This window comes from Leifsonia sp. L25 (assembly GCF_050632895.1).
On sequence record NZ_JBODRZ010000004.1, the window covers coordinates 251,873 to 270,156 of the forward strand.

19 protein-coding genes and 3 pseudogenes are annotated in these 18,284 nt (G+C 68.6%); 12 read left to right on the forward strand and 10 right to left on the reverse strand.

Annotated elements, in window-relative coordinates; translation table 11 throughout:
• The first annotated feature begins 176 nt into the window (after window positions 1-176).
• Window positions 177-518, forward strand: a complete 342-nt coding sequence (locus tag ACRAWC_RS21900) for a hypothetical protein (protein ID WP_431349637.1) — start codon at window positions 177-179, stop codon at window positions 516-518.
• Between the two features lie 67 nt (window positions 519-585).
• Here ACRAWC_RS21900 and ACRAWC_RS21905 read toward each other — a convergent pair whose 3' ends face one another.
• The 3 genes from ACRAWC_RS21905 to serS all read right to left on the reverse strand — a co-directional run bounded on the left by ACRAWC_RS21905 (window position 586) and on the right by serS (window position 4,052).
• Entirely contained in the window at window positions 586-1,875 is a 1,290-nt protein-coding gene (locus ACRAWC_RS21905; protein WP_431245948.1) for an LCP family protein, read from the reverse strand.
• A gap of 111 nt (window positions 1,876-1,986) precedes the next feature.
• The gene (locus tag ACRAWC_RS21910) at window positions 1,987-2,790 is read right to left on the reverse strand and encodes an HAD family hydrolase (RefSeq protein WP_431245949.1); all 804 of its coding nucleotides are present in this window, start codon (window positions 2,788-2,790) and stop codon (window positions 1,987-1,989) included.
• Entirely contained in the window at window positions 2,787-4,052 is a 1,266-nt protein-coding gene (gene serS, locus ACRAWC_RS21915) for a serine--tRNA ligase (RefSeq protein ID WP_431245950.1), read from the reverse strand. The genes ACRAWC_RS21910 and serS overlap by 4 nt, the downstream gene beginning before the upstream one ends.
• Before the next feature lie 38 nt (window positions 4,053-4,090).
• On the opposite strand from serS, the pseudogene ACRAWC_RS21920 reads away from it, so the two are divergent.
• Both ACRAWC_RS21920 and ACRAWC_RS21925 read left to right on the forward strand, forming a co-directional pair.
• Window positions 4,091-4,402 (forward strand): annotated as a pseudogene (locus ACRAWC_RS21920) (diacylglycerol kinase family protein); the annotation flags it as partial.
• 85 nt (window positions 4,403-4,487) lie between these two features.
• Window positions 4,488-5,129, forward strand: a complete 642-nt coding sequence (locus tag ACRAWC_RS21925) for a diacylglycerol/lipid kinase family protein (RefSeq protein WP_431349638.1) — start codon at window positions 4,488-4,490, stop codon at window positions 5,127-5,129.
• 19 nt (window positions 5,130-5,148) lie between these two features.
• On the opposite strand, the gene ACRAWC_RS21930 is transcribed toward ACRAWC_RS21925, so the two are convergent.
• From ACRAWC_RS21930 to pheA, 3 genes are all read right to left on the reverse strand, one after another.
• Window positions 5,149-6,153, reverse strand: coding sequence for an SGNH/GDSL hydrolase family protein (locus tag ACRAWC_RS21930; protein WP_431245952.1), 1,005 nt, complete (start codon window positions 6,151-6,153; stop codon window positions 5,149-5,151).
• 262 nt (window positions 6,154-6,415) lie between these two features.
• The gene (locus ACRAWC_RS21935; protein ID WP_431349639.1) at window positions 6,416-7,072 is read right to left on the reverse strand and encodes a hypothetical protein; all 657 of its coding nucleotides are present in this window, start codon (window positions 7,070-7,072) and stop codon (window positions 6,416-6,418) included.
• A 33-nt stretch (window positions 7,073-7,105) separates the two neighbouring features.
• A complete protein-coding gene (gene pheA / locus ACRAWC_RS21940; protein WP_431245954.1) occupies window positions 7,106-8,107 on the reverse strand; it encodes a prephenate dehydratase in 1,002 nt (333 codons plus the stop codon).
• A 57-nt stretch (window positions 8,108-8,164) separates the two neighbouring features.
• On the opposite strand from pheA, the pseudogene pgm reads away from it, so the two are divergent.
• Window positions 8,165-9,786 (forward strand): annotated as a pseudogene (gene pgm / locus ACRAWC_RS21945) (phosphoglucomutase (alpha-D-glucose-1,6-bisphosphate-dependent)).
• On the opposite strand, the gene ACRAWC_RS21950 reads toward pgm, so the two are convergent.
• Together ACRAWC_RS21950 and ACRAWC_RS21955 are read right to left on the reverse strand one after the other, a co-directional pair.
• Window positions 9,787-10,458, reverse strand: a complete 672-nt coding sequence (locus ACRAWC_RS21950) for a M15 family metallopeptidase (RefSeq protein ID WP_431349640.1) — start codon at window positions 10,456-10,458, stop codon at window positions 9,787-9,789.
• Window positions 10,459-10,663: 205 nt separating this feature from the next.
• Window positions 10,664-11,653 (reverse strand): amidase domain-containing protein, encoded by a 990-nt coding sequence (locus ACRAWC_RS21955; protein WP_431349641.1) that lies wholly within the window; start codon window positions 11,651-11,653, stop codon window positions 10,664-10,666.
• A gap of 319 nt (window positions 11,654-11,972) precedes the next feature.
• On the opposite strand from ACRAWC_RS21955, the gene ACRAWC_RS21960 reads away from it, so the two are divergent.
• Genes ACRAWC_RS21960 through ACRAWC_RS21970 form a run of 3 tightly spaced genes read left to right on the forward strand, consistent with a single transcriptional unit; the run spans window position 11,973 to window position 13,467 of the window.
• Complete coding sequence (locus ACRAWC_RS21960) at window positions 11,973-12,353, forward strand: hypothetical protein (protein ID WP_431349642.1); 381 nt, start codon at window positions 11,973-11,975, stop codon at window positions 12,351-12,353.
• On the forward strand, window positions 12,275-12,727 hold the full coding sequence (locus tag ACRAWC_RS21965; RefSeq protein WP_431349974.1) for an MFS transporter: 453 nt from the start codon (window positions 12,275-12,277) through the stop codon (window positions 12,725-12,727). The genes ACRAWC_RS21960 and ACRAWC_RS21965 overlap by 79 nt, the downstream gene beginning before the upstream one ends.
• Window positions 12,622-13,467 (forward strand): MFS transporter, encoded by an 846-nt coding sequence (locus tag ACRAWC_RS21970; protein WP_431349643.1) that lies wholly within the window; start codon window positions 12,622-12,624, stop codon window positions 13,465-13,467. The genes ACRAWC_RS21965 and ACRAWC_RS21970 overlap by 106 nt, the downstream gene beginning before the upstream one ends.
• 146 nt (window positions 13,468-13,613) lie before the next feature.
• Here the strand turns inward: ACRAWC_RS21970 and ACRAWC_RS21975 are convergent, their stop codons facing one another.
• Window positions 13,614-13,763: a hypothetical protein gene (locus ACRAWC_RS21975; protein WP_431349644.1), complete on the reverse strand. Its 150-nt coding sequence runs from the start codon at window positions 13,761-13,763 to the stop codon at window positions 13,614-13,616.
• A gap of 68 nt (window positions 13,764-13,831) precedes the next feature.
• Between ACRAWC_RS21975 and ACRAWC_RS21980 the strand changes: the two genes are divergently transcribed.
• The 3 genes from ACRAWC_RS21980 (at window position 13,832) to ACRAWC_RS21990 (ending at window position 16,134) form a co-directional block, all read left to right on the forward strand.
• Window positions 13,832-14,353, forward strand: coding sequence for a hypothetical protein (locus ACRAWC_RS21980; RefSeq protein WP_431349645.1), 522 nt, complete (start codon window positions 13,832-13,834; stop codon window positions 14,351-14,353).
• An 858-nt stretch (window positions 14,354-15,211) separates the two neighbouring features.
• Window positions 15,212-15,715, forward strand: a complete 504-nt coding sequence (locus ACRAWC_RS21985) for a hypothetical protein (protein ID WP_431349646.1) — start codon at window positions 15,212-15,214, stop codon at window positions 15,713-15,715.
• A complete protein-coding gene (locus ACRAWC_RS21990; RefSeq protein WP_431349647.1) occupies window positions 15,712-16,134 on the forward strand; it encodes an EamA family transporter in 423 nt (140 codons plus the stop codon). The genes ACRAWC_RS21985 and ACRAWC_RS21990 overlap by 4 nt, the downstream gene beginning before the upstream one ends.
• 85 nt (window positions 16,135-16,219) lie before the next feature.
• Here ACRAWC_RS21990 and ACRAWC_RS21995 read toward each other — a convergent pair whose 3' ends face one another.
• Window positions 16,220-16,345 carry a hypothetical protein gene (locus tag ACRAWC_RS21995; RefSeq protein ID WP_431349648.1) on the reverse strand — a complete coding sequence of 42 codons (126 nt, stop codon included), beginning with the start codon at window positions 16,343-16,345 and terminating at the stop codon, window positions 16,220-16,222.
• A gap of 134 nt (window positions 16,346-16,479) precedes the next feature.
• Here ACRAWC_RS21995 and ACRAWC_RS22000 point away from each other — a divergent pair, with 134 nt between their 5' ends.
• Window positions 16,480-16,674 carry a hypothetical protein gene (locus tag ACRAWC_RS22000; protein WP_431349649.1) on the forward strand — a complete coding sequence of 65 codons (195 nt, stop codon included), beginning with the start codon at window positions 16,480-16,482 and terminating at the stop codon, window positions 16,672-16,674.
• A gap of 251 nt (window positions 16,675-16,925) precedes the next feature.
• Window positions 16,926-18,247: pseudogene (locus tag ACRAWC_RS22005) on the forward strand (ABC transporter substrate-binding protein).
• Window positions 18,248-18,284: the final 37 nt, after the last annotated feature.

An 18,284-nucleotide genomic window follows, 5' to 3' on the forward strand; every position in this document is an offset into this window, starting at 1 on the left:
GCGAACCGGCGTCGCCCGATTCTAGCGTCCGTCGCGTCACGATTCCGGGGGAACGACGTCATTACTGGTGTAACCAAGCGAGTTGCAATCCAGAGAAGGAGAACCATGTCCCTGAAGAAGAGCCTCATCGTCCCGGCAGCTCTACTCGCCGCTCTCACCGTGGGTTCGCTCACCGCGTGCGTCAGCCAGACGACGTCCGACGTGAAGACGACGAGCTCCTCGCCGCGGGCGGCGGCCTCAACCTCGAATGGGGCAAGAACCAGACCATCTCCGGCCTCCCGACCGAGATCCCGTACCTCACGCAGTACTCGAACGCTCACGCGACCGGCGACGAGGCGAAGGGCACTTTCGAGCTGACGATCAACGGCTCGAGCAAGGACGCGCAGGCGGACGCCTCGAAGAAGCTGACCGAGGCCGGTTTCACGGCTGCCGACGAGGACACGTTCACGAGCTCGAAGTGGACCGTCGACCTCAGCGGAACGGGCGGCACGGTCGTCTACAACATCAACAAGAAGTAACCGAACCGGCGATGCCCCGTCTCCGAAGGAGGCGGGGCATCGTCATGTCCGGGAGTGGCGGAAGCGCTCAGTCCTGGAACGGCTTGGAGCAGGTGTACTGCGCCGCCGTCTGGCCGTGCACATCCGAGGGCAGCTGGACGCCGGAGCCGTCGCCCGCCGCCTGCGTCGTGCCGTCGGTCGGTGCCTGGGTGGCCGGCGCCTGGGTGGCCGGTGCCTGCGTAGCGGGCGCCTGCGTGGCCGGTGCCTGGCCGGCGGCGTTCGGGTCGGCCTCCGAGCCCACGCCCGTGTCACCGGTCAGGGTCACGGGCTGGTCGTTCTTGAGCGCGCCCATCAGCTGATCGGCCGCATCCTCCGTCGGCACCACACCGTCGCCCTGGTAGTGGTTCGGGTACTGCACGAAGACGACCTTGCTGATGTCGATGTTCTTGAGGGCCATGGCCATCGAGACGATCGTGGTCGGGCTGTTGAGGCTGTCCGACAGCGTGATGTTGCTGGTGGCCGCCTTGGCGATGCCGTACAGCTTCACCGGGTTGGTCAGCACGTCCGCGCTCTTGATGGTGCGCACGAGCGACGACAGGAACACCTGCTGGTTGCTGATGCGGCCGAGGTCCGAGCCGTCGCCGACGCCGTGACGCGTGCGCAGGAAGGCGAGCGCCTGGGCGCCCTGCAGCGTGTTCTGACCGGCCTTCACGTTCAGGCCGGTGTACGGGTCCTCGATGTTGCCGGCGACGCAGACCGGCACCCCGCCGACGGCGTTGGACATCTCGATGACGCCGTCGAACTGGATGACACCGGCGTACGGGATGTCAAGCCCGGTCAGCTTCTCGACCGTCAGCACGGTGCAGGCCAGGCCGCCGTAGCTCAGCGAGTTGTTGATCTTCTGGCGGCTCATCGCGTCGTAGCTGCCGCCCTTGGGGTCAGGGCACGACGGGATGGCGACGTACATGTCGCGGGGGAAGCTGACGACGGTCGCGTTCTTGTGATCCGCGGAGACGTGCAGCAGCATCGTCACGTCGTTGAGGTTCTCTTCGCGGTCGCCGTAGGCCGCGTTGCCGCCGCCGGAGTCGCTACCCGCCAGGAGGACGTTGAACGCGCCGTTCATCGCGCCGACGCTCGGCGTGACCTCATGGCCCTTGGCGTCGACCAGCTTCACGGACTTCTTCACGCTGGACGCCACATCCACCGCCGCGTAGGCCGCGAGCGAGACGCCGGTGATGCCGAAGACGGCGACCACCGCGACGAAGATCTTGAGGAGTGCCTTGAGCGGGTGATGCTGCTTCAGTCGTCCGTGACGGACCGCTGGTCCAGCCGTCTTCTCCTGCGCTCGCGCTTGCGCGCGGGTGGGCATCTCGCTCATTCACTTCCTTCCGGTCGGGCCGCGTTCACGTTCACATGCGCGCACCGGAAAAAGGCGCACGCCGTCGTAAAGCTTGACACGGGAGGCTGGAAATGCTCTCAAAGGGCGCGTTCAGAGCGCGTCGAGCACGTGCGCGAGGCCGTCCTCTACGACGGTCGCGGTGGAGCGGGACGCTGCCGCCTTGACCTCGTCGGGCGCCTGCCCCATGGCGACGCTCAGCCCTTCGGCGCCCGCCCACTCGAGCAGTTCGAGGTCGTTGCGCCCGTCTCCGACGGCGACCACGCGGGAGGCGGGGATATCGAGCGCGTGCCGCACCCGCTCCATCGCCGTCGCCTTGCTCACGCCGTCGGGCGAGATGTCGAGCCACGCCGTCCATCCGATGGAGTAGCTGACGCGCTGGAGGCCCATCCGGTCGACGATGGAGAGGAACTCCTCCGTGTCGTGCTCGGGCGACACCACGACGACCCGCGTCGCGGGGTGCTTCAGCAGCTCGTCGAACGGCACCTCCTCGGCGTTCACCAGCTCCCAGTCGGTCATGCCCTCGGTGTAGCGGCGGAAGCCGGTGGGGCCTTCGACCATGAAGCTGCCGCTGGGCAGGTGCGGCCGCATGGTCTGCAGCACCTCCGACGGGTCGAACACCTCGATGAACTCACGGCGGTAGCCGCCCTCGATAGAGGCGTCGCGCTTCATCGTGAGCGCTCCGTTCGCGCAGACGACGAACTCGCTGGTCAGGCCGAACTCCTCGTGGATGGGCCGCGCGGTCTCCCAGCTGCGGCCGGTGGCGAGCATGACCTCGTGACCGGCGTCGCGCACCCGGTCGACGGCGGCGCGCACGGCGTCGCCGATCGTCTCGTCCTCGTGGATCAGGGTGCCGTCGACATCGAGCGCGATGAGGAGGCGGTCGTCGCCGCTCACCGGGAGATCGGCTCCAGCAGTTCGAGTCCGCCGAGGTACGGGCGCAGCGGCTCGGGGACGCGGACCGATCCGTCCTCCTGCTGATGCGTCTCGAGGATGGCGACCAGCCAGCGCGTCGTCGCGAGCGTCCCATTGAGGGTCGCCACCGGCGCGGTCTTGCCGCTGTCGGTGCGGTAGCGGATGTCGAGGCGGCGCGCCTGGAACGTCGTGCAGTTCGAGGTGGAGGTGAGCTCGCGGTAGCGTCCCTGCGTCGGGATCCACGCCTCGACGTCGTACTTGCGGGCGGCGCTCGAGCCGAGGTCGCCGGCGGCGGTGTCGATGACGCGGTAGCTGAGCCCCAGCGCCTGCATCATCTCCTCCTGCCAGCCGAGCAGGCGCTCGTGCTCGGCCTCCGCCTCCTCGGGCCGGGTGTAGACGAACATCTCGAGCTTGTCGAACTGGTGGACGCGGATGATGCCGCGGGTGTCCTTGCCCGCCGAGCCCGCCTCGCGCCGGTAGCAAGTGGACCAGCCCGCGTACCGCAGGGGCGCGTCCACCTCGATGATCTCGTCGGAGTGGTAGCCGGCGAGGGCGACCTCGCTGGTACCGGTCAGATACAGGTCGTCGTTCTCGAGGTGGTAGACCTCGTCGGCGTGCGCGCCGAGGAAGCCGGTGCCCTGCATGATCGACGGCTTCACCAGGGTCGGCGTGATCATCGGGATGAAGTCGTTCTGCAGCGCCTTGTCGAGCGCCATGTTCATCAGCGCGAGCTCGAGGCGCGCGCCGATGCCGCGCAGGTACGAGAAGCGGGCACCGGCGACCTTCGCGCCGCGGGCCATGTCGATGGCACCCAGCAGTTCGCCGAGCTCGAGGTGGTCGCGCGCCTCGAAGTCGAACGCGGGGATGTCGCCGACGGTCTTGAGCACGACGAAGTCGTCTTCGCCGCCCGCGGGCACGCCCTCGACGATCGGGTTGCCGATGCTGCGGACCAGCTGCTCGAAGCGCGCATCCGCTTCGTTGGCGGCCTGCTGCGCCTCCTTGACCCGCCCGGCGAGCTGCTGCGCCTGGGCGACGAGCTCCTTCTTCTGCTCCTTGGGCGCTTTGGCGACGGTCTTGCCGAACGCGTTCTGCTCGGCGCGGAGCTCCTCGAACGCCGTGATGGCCGCGCGGCGCTCCACGTCGGCCTGGATGGCCTCGTCGACGAGCTGCACGGAGTCGCCGCGGGCCTCCTGCGAGCGGCGGACGACATCGGGGTTCTCGCGGAGGAGCACGGGATCGATCACCTGACCAGCTTATCGACCGGGGCCGAACAGGTAGCGTGATGGGGGTGAACGGACGGGGCGGGCGGGGTCGCACGGTGGTGGCCGTCGTCTACAACCCGATCCGGGTGGACGTGCCCCGCGTTCGGGCGGCCGTGGAGGCTGCGGCCGCTGCGGCCGGCGCGGTGGACGCGGCCGGCGCGGCCGGCGAGCCGAGCGGTGTCGAGCTGCTCTGGCTCGAGACCACTCCGGAGGACGGAGGTCAGGCGCAGGCCCGGGAGGCGCTCGCGCGCGGCGCGACCCTGGTGCTCGCCGCGGGCGGCGACGGAACGGTGCGAGCGGTCGCGGAGGCGCTGCGGGATCAGGATGCGACCCTCGCGGTCATCCCCGGCGGCACGGGCAACCTTCTCGCGCGCAACCTCGGCATCCCGTTCTCGAGGCGTGGAGAACGCCTGCGCCGTGGCGTTCGGGAGCGAGACCCGGCGCATCGACATCGGAATCGCCGAAGCCCGACGTCCCGACGGCTCCGTCACCGAGCACGCGTTCCTGGTGATGGCGGGCGTCGGGATCGATGCGGCGATGATCGAGGCGGCGAAGCCCGGGCTGAAGCGCCGCTTCGGCTGGCTCGCCTACGCGGATGCGGCGCTCCGCGCCTTTCCCACGTCGAGCAAGGTCCAGGTGCGGTACCGCCTCGACCGCGGCCACGTGCGGTCGGCCCACGTCAGCACCATCCTGATCGCCAACTGCGGCGCGCTGCCGGGCAACATCGAGCTGATCCCGGACGGCGCGATCGACGACGGCCTGCTCGACGTCGCGGTGCTGCAGCCCGCGACGGTGTTCGGCTGGCTGGCGATCTGGCGCAAGGTGACCTGGGAGAACCGCGTGCTGCGCAGGTCCTCCGTGGGCCGCCGGATCATCCGCTTCACCGACCGCGCGGTGCGCACGCGCCTCAGCTACCTGCGCGGCGCGTCGGTGCAGCTGGAGGTGGATGCGCCGGAGCCGTTCGAACTCGACGGGGACGCCTTCGGCGAGATCCTCGCCCTCGACCTCCGCGTCGATGAGCGAGCGCTGCGGGTGAAGGCGCCCGCCGCCTCGAACTGACGGCTCCGGCGCACCGGACCTACCTCGTCAGCTTCTGGATGGCGCCGGAAGCCGTCCGGAGCTGCACGGAATCCCCCGGCTTCAGCGTGAGCGACTGGTGGTAGACGCGACCGTCGCCGACCTGCCGCACCCCGAGATACCAGCCGAACTCGCCGCTCACGTGCGAGAGGTAGTAGCCGTTCAGCTGGGCGGTCACCTCCGGCGTGGTGAACAGCGTCGCGTTCGGAACGGTGATCTGCAACTCGAACTCGCTGCCGCCCAGCGGCACCACGATGCCCGTGACTCCCTGGAAGCCACGCGGCGCCGCGAGGACGTTTCCGACGGCCTGGCCCGCATAGGCGAGCCCGGTCGCGTTCGGGTGCAGGTTCGCGGGCGACGCGCTCAGGCCGGACAGCTCGACCGGATTGAGGTACGGGCTGGCGGAGCAGCTCGAGTGGTCGAACGTGTTGCCCATCAGCGACACGTAATCGGCGCCGGCGGCCTCTGCCGCAGCCTTCGACTGCACATCGAGGGTCGACTGCACGCTGTTCATGTAGGCGAGGTCGGCCGTGGCGTACGGGAAGCTCGTCCCGAAGAGTTTGAGCGAGGCGAAGCATCCGCCGGCGGGGGTGTGAACCGCATCGGGCATCAGGGCCGGGTAGCCGACCACGACGACGCGCGCGTTCGGCGCCTTGGCGCGGATGCGCGTCACGGCGTCACGAAGCGCCGGGGCCACCCGATCCGTGACCTTCTTGCTCAGCGTGTCCACGCCGCCGACGGTGTACTTGGCCCGGCAGGACGCCTCACCGCTCAGCAGTGGACCCTGCGCACTCGCGGCGAGGCACGACTGCAGCACGGAAGCGAAGCCGAGGTCGTTTCCGCCGATCGTCAGCGAGACCACCGACGTCGACGCGCTGAGCGCATCCGTCTGCGCCGGAACATCTTTCTTCGGCGCGAAGAGGTCGGCGATCGTCGCGTCGGTGCAACTGACGTCGGTCAGCTCCAATCCCGCGCGAGCGGCTGCCGTGTGGGGATAGTTCTGCATCGTCTGCAGGCAGCCCGCGTGCGAGCCGGTGGCATCGCCGACCCCTGGCCTGCCGCGTACGAGTCGCCCAGAGCGACGTACGAGCCGGACGCCGCAGCCGCACCCTGAGCGGGCATTACTGCGACGCCGGCGACGACCGCCAGGGCGGCCGCTGCGGACCATGCGGCCCGGACCCTCCGCCGATCGACCGATCGTTGTCGTGCGCTCCGGGCGCGCGTGGGGTTCTGCATCGTGACTCCCTACTGTCTGGTGATGCTCTTACCTAGACAGATGCGTCACGACTGAAATCATGACGCGGGAGCAAAGAATTCTTAGAACTCACCCTCCTCGGAGCCGCTCTGCGCGCGCCGCGCCCGGCGAGCGCGTTGAGGAAGAGCAGCCCGACCACGGTGAGCAGCCCGACGGTGATCAGCGGCCCCGCGAGCATCCAGCCCAGCTGGGCGAAGACGAGCGATCCGACGTCGCTGCTGGGGGTGGGGCCGCTGTACGACGAGGTGACGGAGATGCAGTAGAGCACGATGCCGAGCACCACGAAGCCGACGCCGACGATCCAGAGGGCCAGGATCAGCACGTTGCGCCGCGGGCTCACCTCGAGACGGCTCAGGATGCCGGGCTGAGCGACCACGACGGCCGCGTTCGTCAGGGCCGGGGCCTCCTCCGGCGCCCAGGAGACCGCGTCGATGGGGTCGACCGAAGCCACGGACGCCTCGCGCTCGAACGGCGCGGGTTCCACCATGGGCGTCTCGGCAGTGCGCAGCGCCGGCGCGGGCCGCCGGTATGACGGATCCGGAGCCTCGCCGCGGACGCGGGTGCGCGTCCGCTCGCCGGGCTGCGGCTGGTAGCCGCGCTGGAACGACGGGTCGAAGCGCGGATCGAATCCGCCGGCCCGACCGCTGTCGTCATGCTCTTCGGCGACCATGCTGACCTCCCGATCGTGCTGCTGCTCCGCAGCCTACGCCGACCGGGTGCCCTCCGGGCCGTCCTCCGTGAGCGACGCGAGCCACTCCCGAGCCTCGGTGAACACCTCGTCGCGGTAGCGCTGGTCGAACGCGACCGGGACGCCGTCTGCGCGGGGATACGACCCGAGGAACATGACCGACGGACTGAACCGCCGCAGCCCGAGCAGGGCGTCCGCCACCCGCTCGTCGCGGATGTGCCCGTCGGCGTCGATGACGAAACGGTAGCGGCCCAGGGCGTCGCCGACCGGCCGCGACTCGATGAGGCTCAGGTTGACCCCGCGCGTGGAGAACTGCTCCAGCAGATCGAGGAGGCTACCGGGCCGGTCATCGGGCAGCTCGGCGATCAGGCTGGTCTTGTCGGCTCCGGTCGGCTCCGGCACGCTGCGCGTCGTGCTCACCAGCACGAAGCGGGTGACCGCGTTCTCGTTGTCGCCGATGTCCTCCGCCAGCACGACCACGTCGTGGTGGTCGACGATCCCGGGCGGCGCGATGGCCGCATCCGCCGCGCTGCCCTCGAAGAGCGAGGCCGCGGCCGCGACGTTGCTGGAGGCCGGCAGGTGCCCGTGGTCGGGCAGGTGCGCGTCCAGCCACTGGTGGCACTGGGCGTACGCGACCGGGTGCGCGTTCACCGTGCGCACGTCCGCGAGCGTCGTGCCGGGGCGCGCCACGAGGACGAAGTTCACCGGGACGAGGTACTCGCCGATGATCCGCAGGCCCGGGATGGTGGCCAGCGCGTCCTGGGCGACCGAGACACCGCCCTCGATCGAGTTCTCGATCGCGATCATGGCCGCGACGCTGCGCCCTTCGACCACATCGGCGAGCGCCTCGCCCAGGTTGTTGACCGCGCGCCACTGCTTGCCGCGCGCCTCCGGCACCTGCTTGAGCGCCGCCTCCGTGAACGTTCCGGACGGCCCGAGGAAGCTGTACACGTCGTCCAGCGAGGCGGGCAGCTCGGCGGGCGCACCGCCGCGGTCGTCGGCAGGGGCGGGAGACATGACGCTCAGCTTAGCGAGGCCGTTGGCTCGGCCCGCGCGCCGTGGAAGAGTAGGGGCATGGACGAACGAGCCGGAACCCCCGCCCAGCCTTCCGACCTGATCGACGTCGACGCCCTGCGGCGCGTGCTACGAGCTGAAGCCGGATGTCCAGCATCCCGGAGCAGCGCGTGGTGTTCGGCACCTCGGGTCACCGCGGCTCGTCGCTCGACACGGCGTTCAACGAGGACCACATCGCCGCGACGACGCAGGCCATCAGTGGAGTACCGCAACAGCCAGGGCATCACCGGCCCGCTGTTCATCGGAGCGGACACGCACCTCCTCAGCGAGTTCGCCACCACGACCGCACTCGCGGTGCTGGTCGGAAACGAGGTGCGCGTGCTCGTCGACGAGTTCGACGACTGGGTGCCGACGCCCGCGGTGTCGCACGCGATCATCCGCTACAACCGGCAGGGCCATGGCGACCAGGCGGACGGCATCGTCGTCACCCCGAGCCACAACCCGCCGCGCGACGGCGGCTTCAAGTACAACCCGCCGCACGGCGGCCCGGCCGACACCGACGCCACGAGCTGGATCGCCAAGCGCGCGAACGAGATCATCGCGAACGGGATGACCGAGGTGCGGATGGCCGAGCCGTCCGGTGTCGAGACGTACGACTTCCGTGGGCACTACGTCGACGACCTCGAGAACATCATCGACGTGAAGGCGATCAAAGACAGCGGAATCGAAATCGGCGCCGACCCGCTGGGCGGCGCGAGCGTGCACTACTGGCAGGCGATCGCCGAGCGCTACGACCTCGACCTGACCGTGGTGAATCCGGAGGTCGACCCGGCCTGGGGCTTCATGACGCTCGACTGGGACGGCAAGATCCGCATGGATCCGTCGAGCCCCTCGGCGATGGCCTCCGTGGTCGCGCGGCGAGCCGACTTCGACATCCTGACCGGCAATGACGCGGACGCGGACCGGCACGGCATCGTCACGCCCGACGGCGGCCTGATGAATCCGAACCACTACCTCGCGGTCGCGATCGACTACCTGTTCCGCACCCGCACCGAGTGGCGGAAGGATGCGGCGGTCGGCAAGACCCTCGTGTCGTCGTCGATCATCGACCGGGTCGCCGAGTCGCTGGGCCGCCGCCTGTAGGGAGGTCCCGGTCGGCTTCAAGTGGTTCGTCCCGGGCCTCATCGACGGGACCGTCGGCTTCGGCGGCGAGGAGAGCGCCGGCGCGTCGTTCCTGCGCTTCGACGGCACGGCCTGGACGACCGACAAGGACGGCATCCTGCTCGCCCTGCTCGCCAGTGAGATCCGCGCGGTGACCGGCAGGTCGCCGTCCGAGCTGTACCGCGAGCTGACCGAGCGCTTCGGCGACCCGGTCTACCAGCGGGTGGATGCGCCCGCGAGCCCCGAGCAGAAGGCTGCGCTGTCGAAGCTCGACGGAGACGCCATCACCGCGACCGAGCTGGCCGGCGAGCCGATCACCGCGAAGCTCAGCCGCGCGCCGGGCAACGACGCTCCGCTCGGCGGCGTGAAGGTGCAGACGGAGAAGGCGTGGTTCGCCGCGCGCCCCTCCGGCACGGAGAACGTCTACAAGATCTACGCCGAGGTCGTTCGCGGGCGAGGAGAACCTGCGCGAGGTGCAGGAGGAGGCCAAGCGGATCGTGGGGGATGCCCTCGGCGGCTGATCAGCCCGGTAGGAGGTGCCGCCCGGGATGCCGAAGAACTCCTCGAGGGTGGTCACGCCCGTGCGGTGGAGTTCCGTCGCGAGCGGGACGCCGATGTAGCGGAAGTGCCACGGCTTCGTAGGTGAACCCGGTGACGGCGACCTTGTCGGCGGGATACCGCAGCAGGAAGCCGAAGCGCCACGCATTCGCCGCCAGCCAGCGGCCCTGCGGTGTGTCGCCGAAGCACGCGTCGAGGGAGCACTTCGCGGGGATCGCGCTGATGTCGACCGCGAGGCCGGTCTGGTGCTCGCTGTGTCCCGGCCGCGCCGTGTCCGTGTCCGCATACGCTTTTCCGTTGTGCGCGACGTCGTCGTCGTACACGCGGGTCTGCGACTCGAACGAGCGGTAGGCGCTCTGCACCGTGAGGTCGAGCCCGGCCTCCGCCTTGCCCGCGTGGAACATCGAGACGAGCGCCGCGGCGGTCGCCTGGCGCATCGGCTGGTGGTTGATGTTCGGCACGTCGGGGTACGTCAGGTCGGGCGGGACGTATGTGACCGGGCTCAGAGCCCGCGGCTTGTTGACGACGACCCACAGGCTCGCGGGGTCGCTCGTGGACTGCGCCGCCTTGTCGAAGCCGGCCGCTCCGGGCGTCGGCGTGGCACCGGCCGGCGGCGTGGGGCTGGGTGAGGACATGGTGGGCGCTGGACTCGCGGTGGGCGTCGGCGACCCAGTCGGCCGCGGCGACGACGCCGAGCGCGACGGCGTCGGGCGGTGGCTCGCCGGCGCGGCCGACGGGCTCCCCGACGCACAGGCCGCGAGCACCAGCACGGCCGCCAGCGCCCGCCCGCGCGGGCCAGGCGCGCTGCTCCAGCCCGCCGTTCGCGGGCGCCCCCCAGACTCACGGGGCCGAGCCGAGCCCACCCGATCGACGACCGGATGGACGCTGACCGGATGCCGCGCTCGGCAGCACGGTTGCTACTTCGACAGGCTCCAGAAGTGGCCGATGCCGCCGGGGTGGTCGACGGTGATCGCCTCGTCGAGGTCGCGTAGTCGCTGTCCTCGTTGTGGCCGGCCATCTTGATCTTGATCTGGCCGTTGACGTTCTGCACAGCGGGAGACGAGCTGCACATGGTCGAGCGAGTCGTTGTCGTTCCAGTCGAACATGACGATGTCGCCGACCTTGATCTTGTCGCGCTGGTCCAACGGGTACTCGGTGAGCCCGAGCGACGCCGCGTTCTCCCGGAAGCTGCGTCCATCGCCGGCACGTAGCCCACGCGGGGCTCCAGTCCTCGGCGGCGTCGTGGTTGTACCACTCGGAGTTCATCTGCCAGCCGCGGGCGAGCAGGGTCTGGCTGACGAAGTTGGCGCAGTCGCCGCCGACGGGGTTCAGATCGCCGAACTCGGCGGTGTTGTAGTTCTTCCAGTAGGTGAGCGCATACGCGAGCTGCTTGTCGACCGGCGTCTGCACCTGGTACCCGTAGGTGCTCGCGGACGTCGTGACGGGCTTGCCGCTCTTGTCCGTCACGGTGACCGGAACGTTCCCCGCCTGGAAGTTCGCCGCGGCGGGCACGCTCACGACGACCTTGTCGTCGGTCGCCTGGGTGACGGTGGCGGGCTGCCCCCCGATCGTGACGGCGCCGACGTTGTCGAGGTTGGTGCCGGTCAGGGTCACCGTTCCGCCCGAGACGCTCCCGGTCGCCGGCTGGATGGACGACACCACCGACGACGCCGATGCCGCCGAGGGCGCAGCCGCTTGAGCGATGGCCTTGGTCACGGGCGACGGCTCGCCTGCGCATCCACTGAAGACGAGCGCGGCGGAGGCGGCGACGGCTCCGAGCACCAGGGTGCGGCGGACGAGAGGACGGCGGGTGCGGCTGAGAAAACTCATACAACCTTCGGGGGCTGATTCGGAGGCGGTCGGGATCGGCGTCCACCACCGTACGCGCGCATTATTTGCGTCACCTGGACGGGGGCCATTTTCATTCCGTTTTGCGCGCGTCCGCGGTGCATGACGGCCCTGCCCCAGCTGGGACGCACGATGGCGTTCGCCACTGGCGAACGGTGCGCCCGGATGGGGCGCGACGGCGTTGTGACGCCCGTGGCAGAGGGTGTAACTTTGCAGTCTCCGCAAAATTCTATTTGCCCCACACCGGTGTGACGCTCCGCGTGCCGGGCGTCCCCACACCCGACTCTTCACACGGAGACAGATGTCCAGTCAGACCGCCGCGGCGACCGCCGCACCCAAACCGATCATGTCGCATCGCGAGATCCTTCTCGTGATCTTCGGCCTCATGGCCGGCATGTTCCTCTCCGCCCTCGACCAGACCGTCGTCGGAACCGCGATCCGCACCATCGGCGACGACCTCCACGGGCTCAGCGAGCAGGCCTGGGTCACCACCGGGTACCTCATCCTCTCGACGATCTCGACGCCGATCTACGGCAAGCTCTCCGACATCTCGGCCGCCGGCCGCTGTTCGTCATCGCGATCGTCATCTTCATCATCGGCTCCATCTTCGCGTCGTTCTCGACCTCGATGCTCGAGCTCGCGGCGTTCCGGGCCATCCAGGGCCTCGGCGCCGGTGGTCTGATGTCGATGCCGCTCGCCATCATGGGCGACATGCTCGCACCGCGCGAGCGCGCCAAGTACCAGGGCTACTTCCTCGCCGTCTTCGGCATCTCCAGCCTGATCGGCCCGCTCGTCGGCGGCCTGTTCGCCGGCGCGGACGAGATCCTCTGGATCACCGGCTGGCGCTGGGTGTTCCTCATCAACGTGCCGATCGGCATCATCGCTCTGGGCATGGTCCTCCGCTTCCTGCACCTGCCGAAGCGCGAGCGCGGCTCCGCGCGAATCGACTGGTGGGGTGCGGCCGGCGTCATCGTACGCTCGTCCCGCTGCTCCTCGTCGCCGAGCAGGGCCGCGAGTGGGGCTGGGACAGCCCGGCCGCCATCGCCTGCTACGTGATCGGCGGAGTGGGGATCATCGCCTTCATCCTGATCGAGATCGCGATGAAGGACGACGCGCTCATCCCGATCAAGCTGTTCCGCTCCAGCACGTTCTCGATGGCCACGGTCATCGGCGTCCTGGTCGGCTTCAGGATGTTCGGCGCCATGCTCACCCTCCCGCTGTACCTCCAGATCGTGCTCGGCTCCAGCCCGACCGTGTCGGGACTGCAGCTGCTGCCGATGATCCTCGGCCTGATGGTGTCGTCCATCGTCTCGGGCCAGATCATCGCCCGCACCGGGCACTACCGCCAGTTCCCGATCATCGGCACGGCGATGCTGGCGGGCGGGTTCTTCTACCTGACCTTCATCCACTACGACGGCTCGTACTGGTTCATCGCCGGCGCCATGCTGCTCATCGGCCTCGGCCTGGGCCAGCTGATGCAGACGCCGACGATCGCGAGCCAGAACTCGGTCGGCCTGCGCGACATGGGTGTGGCGACCAGCTCATCCACGTTCTTCCGTCAGATCGGTGGAACGCTCGGCACGGCCGTGCTGCTCTCGCTGTTGTTCACGGTGTTCCCGACGAACATCAAGACGTCACTGACCGACACCCAGACGCTGACCTCCGCCCTCGACGCGGCGTTCACGCCGTCGGTGGCCAGCGCTCCCGAGAACAAGCAGATCATGGAGCAGAGCTACAACAAGATCGTCGACCAGACGACGAAGGCCAATCCCAGTCGGCCCTGCAGGCGGGAGTGACGAAGGCGCAGGATGCCGCCAGGGCCGCCGTCGCCGCGAGGCGTCGCATCGGGCGCCATCCCGGCGCAGGCGCAGGCCGCCGCCGAGGCGCAGGCGGTCGCGACCGCCAACGCCAAGGCCGGAGCGGCGATCGAGCAGAAGGCCCCCTACGCGAAGGTCGCCGCAGACGGCACCGTCACGCTGGACTTCTCGGACGAGGCGGCGCGCTCGCAGTTCGTCGACTCCATCGTCCCGAAGATCCAGGACACCCTGAAGAAGCAGAACACGTCGGGAAACAGCTCGGCGACCAACGACACGTCGTTCCTGAACGGCGCCGACCCGCGGCGGCCAGAGACCGTTCCTGGTCGCGTTCAACGCCTCGGCGGTGCAGGTGTACTGGGTCGCGATGATCGTGGTGCTGGTCGCCTTCATCCTGTCGCTGTTCTTCAAGACGCCGCTGCTGCGCGCCAAGTCCGCCCTGCAGGAGGCGGCGGACGACGCGGCGGCAGCCGACGCCGCGAAGGCCGCCGAGCGCGAGCCGGTCGGCGCGTACGCCTCGCTCTCGGAGGACGACGACGAGGAGTACGACACGGGCCTCCTGGCGAACCGCGCCGCGAACGAGTTCGGCGCGCTGGTCGAGCCGGAGCCGACACCGCGTCCACCCGGGCGCAGCGCCCACGGCCGGCGACGGACTGACCGCACCTACCAGGCGAACGGCCGTCACCTCTCCGGAGGTGGCGGCCGTTTCGCTTTTCCGCATCTGGCCGCGAAGAGACGCAACTGGCCACCATCCGGCCACGGTCGAGAGTCAGGGAGCGCGAACGAGGTCGCCCCCTGGCGATCCCTGTCACCGCCTCGCCTGCGCCGGCCTCCGCGCTGGCCCGCGCGCCTTTCAACGGGGGGTTAGATCCGCTGATATCCCCTTGGGGCCCCGGGGCAGAATTGACAGTTCACCCGTTCGCCACGAGCGTCGACATTGCCTTCCAACGATGAGCGAAGAAAGAACATCCCAATGATTCCCTCGACAGGATCACTCGTCACGCCGCGATTCGGCCGAACGCTATCGCGCTCGAACACGGCGATGTCTCCATCGCCTGGGAGCGGTACCGCGAGGAGGTCCGCAGGACACTCGCCTGGTTGAATCAGAACGTCAGTGCGCCGGACGCCTCGGCGGTCTTCGAGGTCCCTGCTTGCATCGACGCGTTCGTGATCGGCAGCGCGTTGGCGAGCGCTCGGATTCCCTGGGTCGCGCTCGACGCGAGCCGTAGCCCAGGAGGTGAGGGCGCACCAGATCGACCGGCTGAAGCCCGCTTTGTCTGTGCGACATGGCGACCGGGGCGCCGTCCTCGTCCACCTCACGGGTACGGATAGAGCCGCCGAGTTCGCCAACCTCCGCGAGGAGGCCGGTGGAACCGTCATCCCGCGCCACGAGTCGTCATCGGGCAAGCCGATGCGACGGACATCGCCCGGCAGCTCACGACGAACGCGATATCCGCCAGCCTCATCGTTCCCCCGGTGCTCACGCAGGTTGTCGATGCTGTGCGCGACAGATACGGCGACACTCTGTGTGCCGACAGGTGCGCTTCCTCTCACCGGCGGACGGCACCTCGCGCCTGCGCTTGTCGGCGGGGTGACTCCGCACAATCGGACCGGTGCTGCACTCCTACTACGGCACGACCGAGACCGGCGTGAACGCGATCGCGGACCCGCTCGACCTACGATCGATCCCCGGACCTCCGGAACGATTCTTGAGGGCTCAAGCATCGTGGTGGTCGACGGCGAAGGAAGCGAGGTCTCGCCGGGTGTCCCCGGCCGAGTCGCCATTGCGTCGTACATGAACGCGGAGGCCTATGACAGCGGCCCGATTCCGAGTGTCCAGATCGATGGAGTGCACTACATCCTCACGGCGGACATCGGGATGTTCGCGTCCGACGGCGCCCTGACAATCCTCGGACGGGCGAGTCTGGATGCGGCGCCGAGCGCGTGCGGTGATCTAGTCGGGTTCGAGAACGATCTGCATCTTCTTTCTGGCGTGGAGGACGCCGCTGTCGCCGTGGAGGCCAGCAACACGGTTACCGCATTGCTCGCCAGCGCGACGGCCGATATCGACCCCTCCCTCTTGGAGTATTTGGCGATACGCGTCGGACGGCTCCGCGGCGTGGATCTGCCGATCAGCGCCCATGTGGTACCGCGATTGAGCTACAGCTCCACCGGGAAATTCGACCTTGCTTCGAGCCTTTCCACTATCCGAGATGAAAGCGCACTATGAAGAACTCACACGTCCGGGCCCTCCTGCTCTGTCTGATCCCTCCACTGATCTGGGGAGGCATGTTCCCCATCGCCGCAGTGCTCGAGCCCACCGTCAACATGTTCGCGATGACCCTCATCCGTTACAGCGTGGTCGCTTTGATCCTGGCGGTGATGCTTCAGCGGGCCGAAGGGACGGCCGCCTTCCGGCTGGAGGGCCAGGGTTGGCGGCTCTTCCTCCTGGGGAGCGCTGGGTTCGCCGGCTTCGGTCTGCTCGCTTTCACCGCGCTGACCTATACCTCCGCTGCGAATGTGAGCCTGATCATGGCCATGATGCCCGCGATCGGCGCCGTCATTGCAGCGGCTGCCACCAAGAAGCTGCCTCCGTGTATACGATCGTGGCGATTCTCATCGCCTTCTTCGGCGTCTCCTTGGTATTGACCAAGGGCGACTACACGCACCTCATCTCGGCCCGCGACAGCCTCGGCGAGCTGCTGGCGTTGCTCGGCGCCATCTGCTGGGTGGTCTACACGCGCGGCGCGGCCAGCGTTCCCGCGTGGTCCACCCTGCGGTACACGACACTCACGACCATTCTCGGCTGCCCAACTATCGCGATCGCGACGATCGTCGCCACGCTCACGGGCTTCGTCACGCCTCCTTCACTGCCGGCCATCATCGCCGGATGGCCGGAACTGAGGCTACCTGATCGTTCTTGCCGGCGTCGTCGCCGTCCTGTTCTGGAACCAGGGCAACAAGATGCTCGGTCCGATCAACGGAACCTTGTTCATGAACCTCGTTCCCATCACCACCTACTCCATCGTGACCATCACGACCGGAGTCCTGCCCACCACTGCGGCAGTCGCGGGAGCCCTCTGCGTCATCGCAGGATTGCTCGTCAACAACGTTTGGTCTCGGCGGGCCGGAGCCAAGGCGCGCAAGAACAGCCGCGAGGAGGCCGAATCCAGCCAACCCGTCCGCTGACGATGGGCTCGCACCGACCTACACCCGCTCTGCAGAAACGGCCGTCACCTCTCCGGAGGTGGCGGCCGGTTAGGCTTTCAGCGGCAACCTCGCAAACACGCCGATGAGAGCGCGACCACGCAGGACTTGACACGCGGCCGGGACGCGATCTAGATTCTCCCCAAGCAGTGAGAGCGCTCTCACGTCTAGCGAATGAGAGCGCTCCCACGCTCTACAGGCGCACACAGACCCACGCACAAAGGAGTGAACCCGTGAAGCTTTCACGACGCACCAGGATCGCCGCGGCCGTCGCCGGCGCGGCGTCCTTCGCCTCATCGCCGCCGGATGCTCATCCAGCGGCGGCAGCAGATCCAGCTCGGACCCGGTGACGCTCACCGTCACCACGTTCGGCACGATGGGATTCGACAAGCTCTACTCGCAGTACGAGAAGGAGCACCCGAACATCAAGATCAAGGCCACCAACATCGACACCGGTGACAACGCGCTCACCGACTGGCAGACGAAGCAGGCGGCCGGCAGCGGCCTGCCCGACGTGCAGGCCGTCGAAGAGGGATGGCTCAGCAAGGTCATGCAGGTCAGCGACCAGTTCAACGACCTCAAGGACTACGGCGCCAACGACATCAAGAGCCGCTGGGTCGACTGGAAGCTGAAGCAGGCCACCGACAAGAGCGGCCGCATCATCGGCTACGGCACCGACATCGGGCCGGAAGGCCTCTGCTACAACGGCAAGCTCTTCGCCGCGGCCGGCCTGCCGAGCGACCGCGACTCGGTCGCGAAGCTCTTCGGCGGCGACAACGCCACCTGGGACGACTTCTTCAAGGTCGGCGAGCAGTACCACGCCGCCACCGGGAAGGCCTGGTACGACCAGTCCGGCTTCATCTGGAGCGCCATGGTGAACCAGCAGCCGGAGGGCTACTACACCAAGGACGGCAAGCTCAACATCAAGGACAACAGCGACCTCAAGGCGCTGTGGTCCAAGCTCGCCAGGGGCGCGGCGGCCGGCCTCTCCTCCAACCAGACCCAGTGGGACTGGGGCAAGGGCAAGGCGTTCACCGACGGATCCTTCGCCACGTTCGTCTGCCCCGGCTGGATGCTCGGCGTCGTGCAGGGCCAGGTCAAGGCGGGCGGCGGCGACGCCACCACCGGCTGGGACTTCGCCAACGTGTTCCCGGGCGGCGCAGCCAACTGGGGCGGATCGTTCCTGACGGTCCCGAAGCAGTCGAAGCACCCGAAGGAGGCCGCGGCCCTCGCCGCGTGGCTGACCACCGCCAAGTCGCAGGTCCAGACCTTCCAGGCGGCGGGCACGTTCCCCTCGGTCACGGCGGCGCAGACGGATGCCGGCGTCACGGGTGAGAGCGACCTGACGAAGTTCTTCAACAACGCGCCGATCGGGCAGATCCTCGGCGAGCGCGCGAAGGGCGTCGTGGCCCAGTACAAGGGACCGGACGACTCGGTCATCCAGTCGCAGGTGTTCGGGCCGTCCGTCCAGGAGCTCGACTCCAAGAAGGCGAACGGCGAGCAGGCATGGAACAACGCCATGAAGCTGCTCGACCAGCTGGTCGTCAACAAGTAACCCGAAACCGACACCGGGCCCCCGCTGCACCACGCGC

Excerpts from the sequence above, each read along its gene's own strand:
- ACRAWC_RS21905 (WP_431245948.1), bottom strand. The coding sequence starts at position 1,875 with ATGAGCGAGATGCCCACCCGCGCGCAAGCGCGAGCGCAGGAGAAGACG.
- ACRAWC_RS21930 (WP_431245952.1), bottom strand. The coding sequence starts at position 6,153 with ATGCAGAACTATCCCCACACGGCAGCCGCTCGCGCGGGATTGGAGCTG.
- ACRAWC_RS21935 (WP_431349639.1), bottom strand. The coding sequence starts at position 7,072 with ATGGTCGCCGAAGAGCATGACGACAGCGGTCGGGCCGGCGGATTCGAT.
- pheA (WP_431245954.1), bottom strand. The coding sequence starts at position 8,107 with ATGTCTCCCGCCCCTGCCGACGACCGCGGCGGTGCGCCCGCCGAGCTG.
- ACRAWC_RS21950 (WP_431349640.1), bottom strand. The coding sequence starts at position 10,458 with ATGTCCTCACCCAGCCCCACGCCGCCGGCCGGTGCCACGCCGACGCCC.
- ACRAWC_RS21955 (WP_431349641.1), bottom strand. The coding sequence starts at position 11,653 with ATGAGTTTTCTCAGCCGCACCCGCCGTCCTCTCGTCCGCCGCACCCTG.
- ACRAWC_RS21960 (WP_431349642.1), top strand. The coding sequence starts at position 11,973 with ATGTCCAGTCAGACCGCCGCGGCGACCGCCGCACCCAAACCGATCATG.
- ACRAWC_RS21990 (WP_431349647.1), top strand. The coding sequence starts at position 15,712 with ATGAAGAACTCACACGTCCGGGCCCTCCTGCTCTGTCTGATCCCTCCA.
- ACRAWC_RS22000 (WP_431349649.1), top strand. The coding sequence starts at position 16,480 with ATGAACCTCGTTCCCATCACCACCTACTCCATCGTGACCATCACGACC.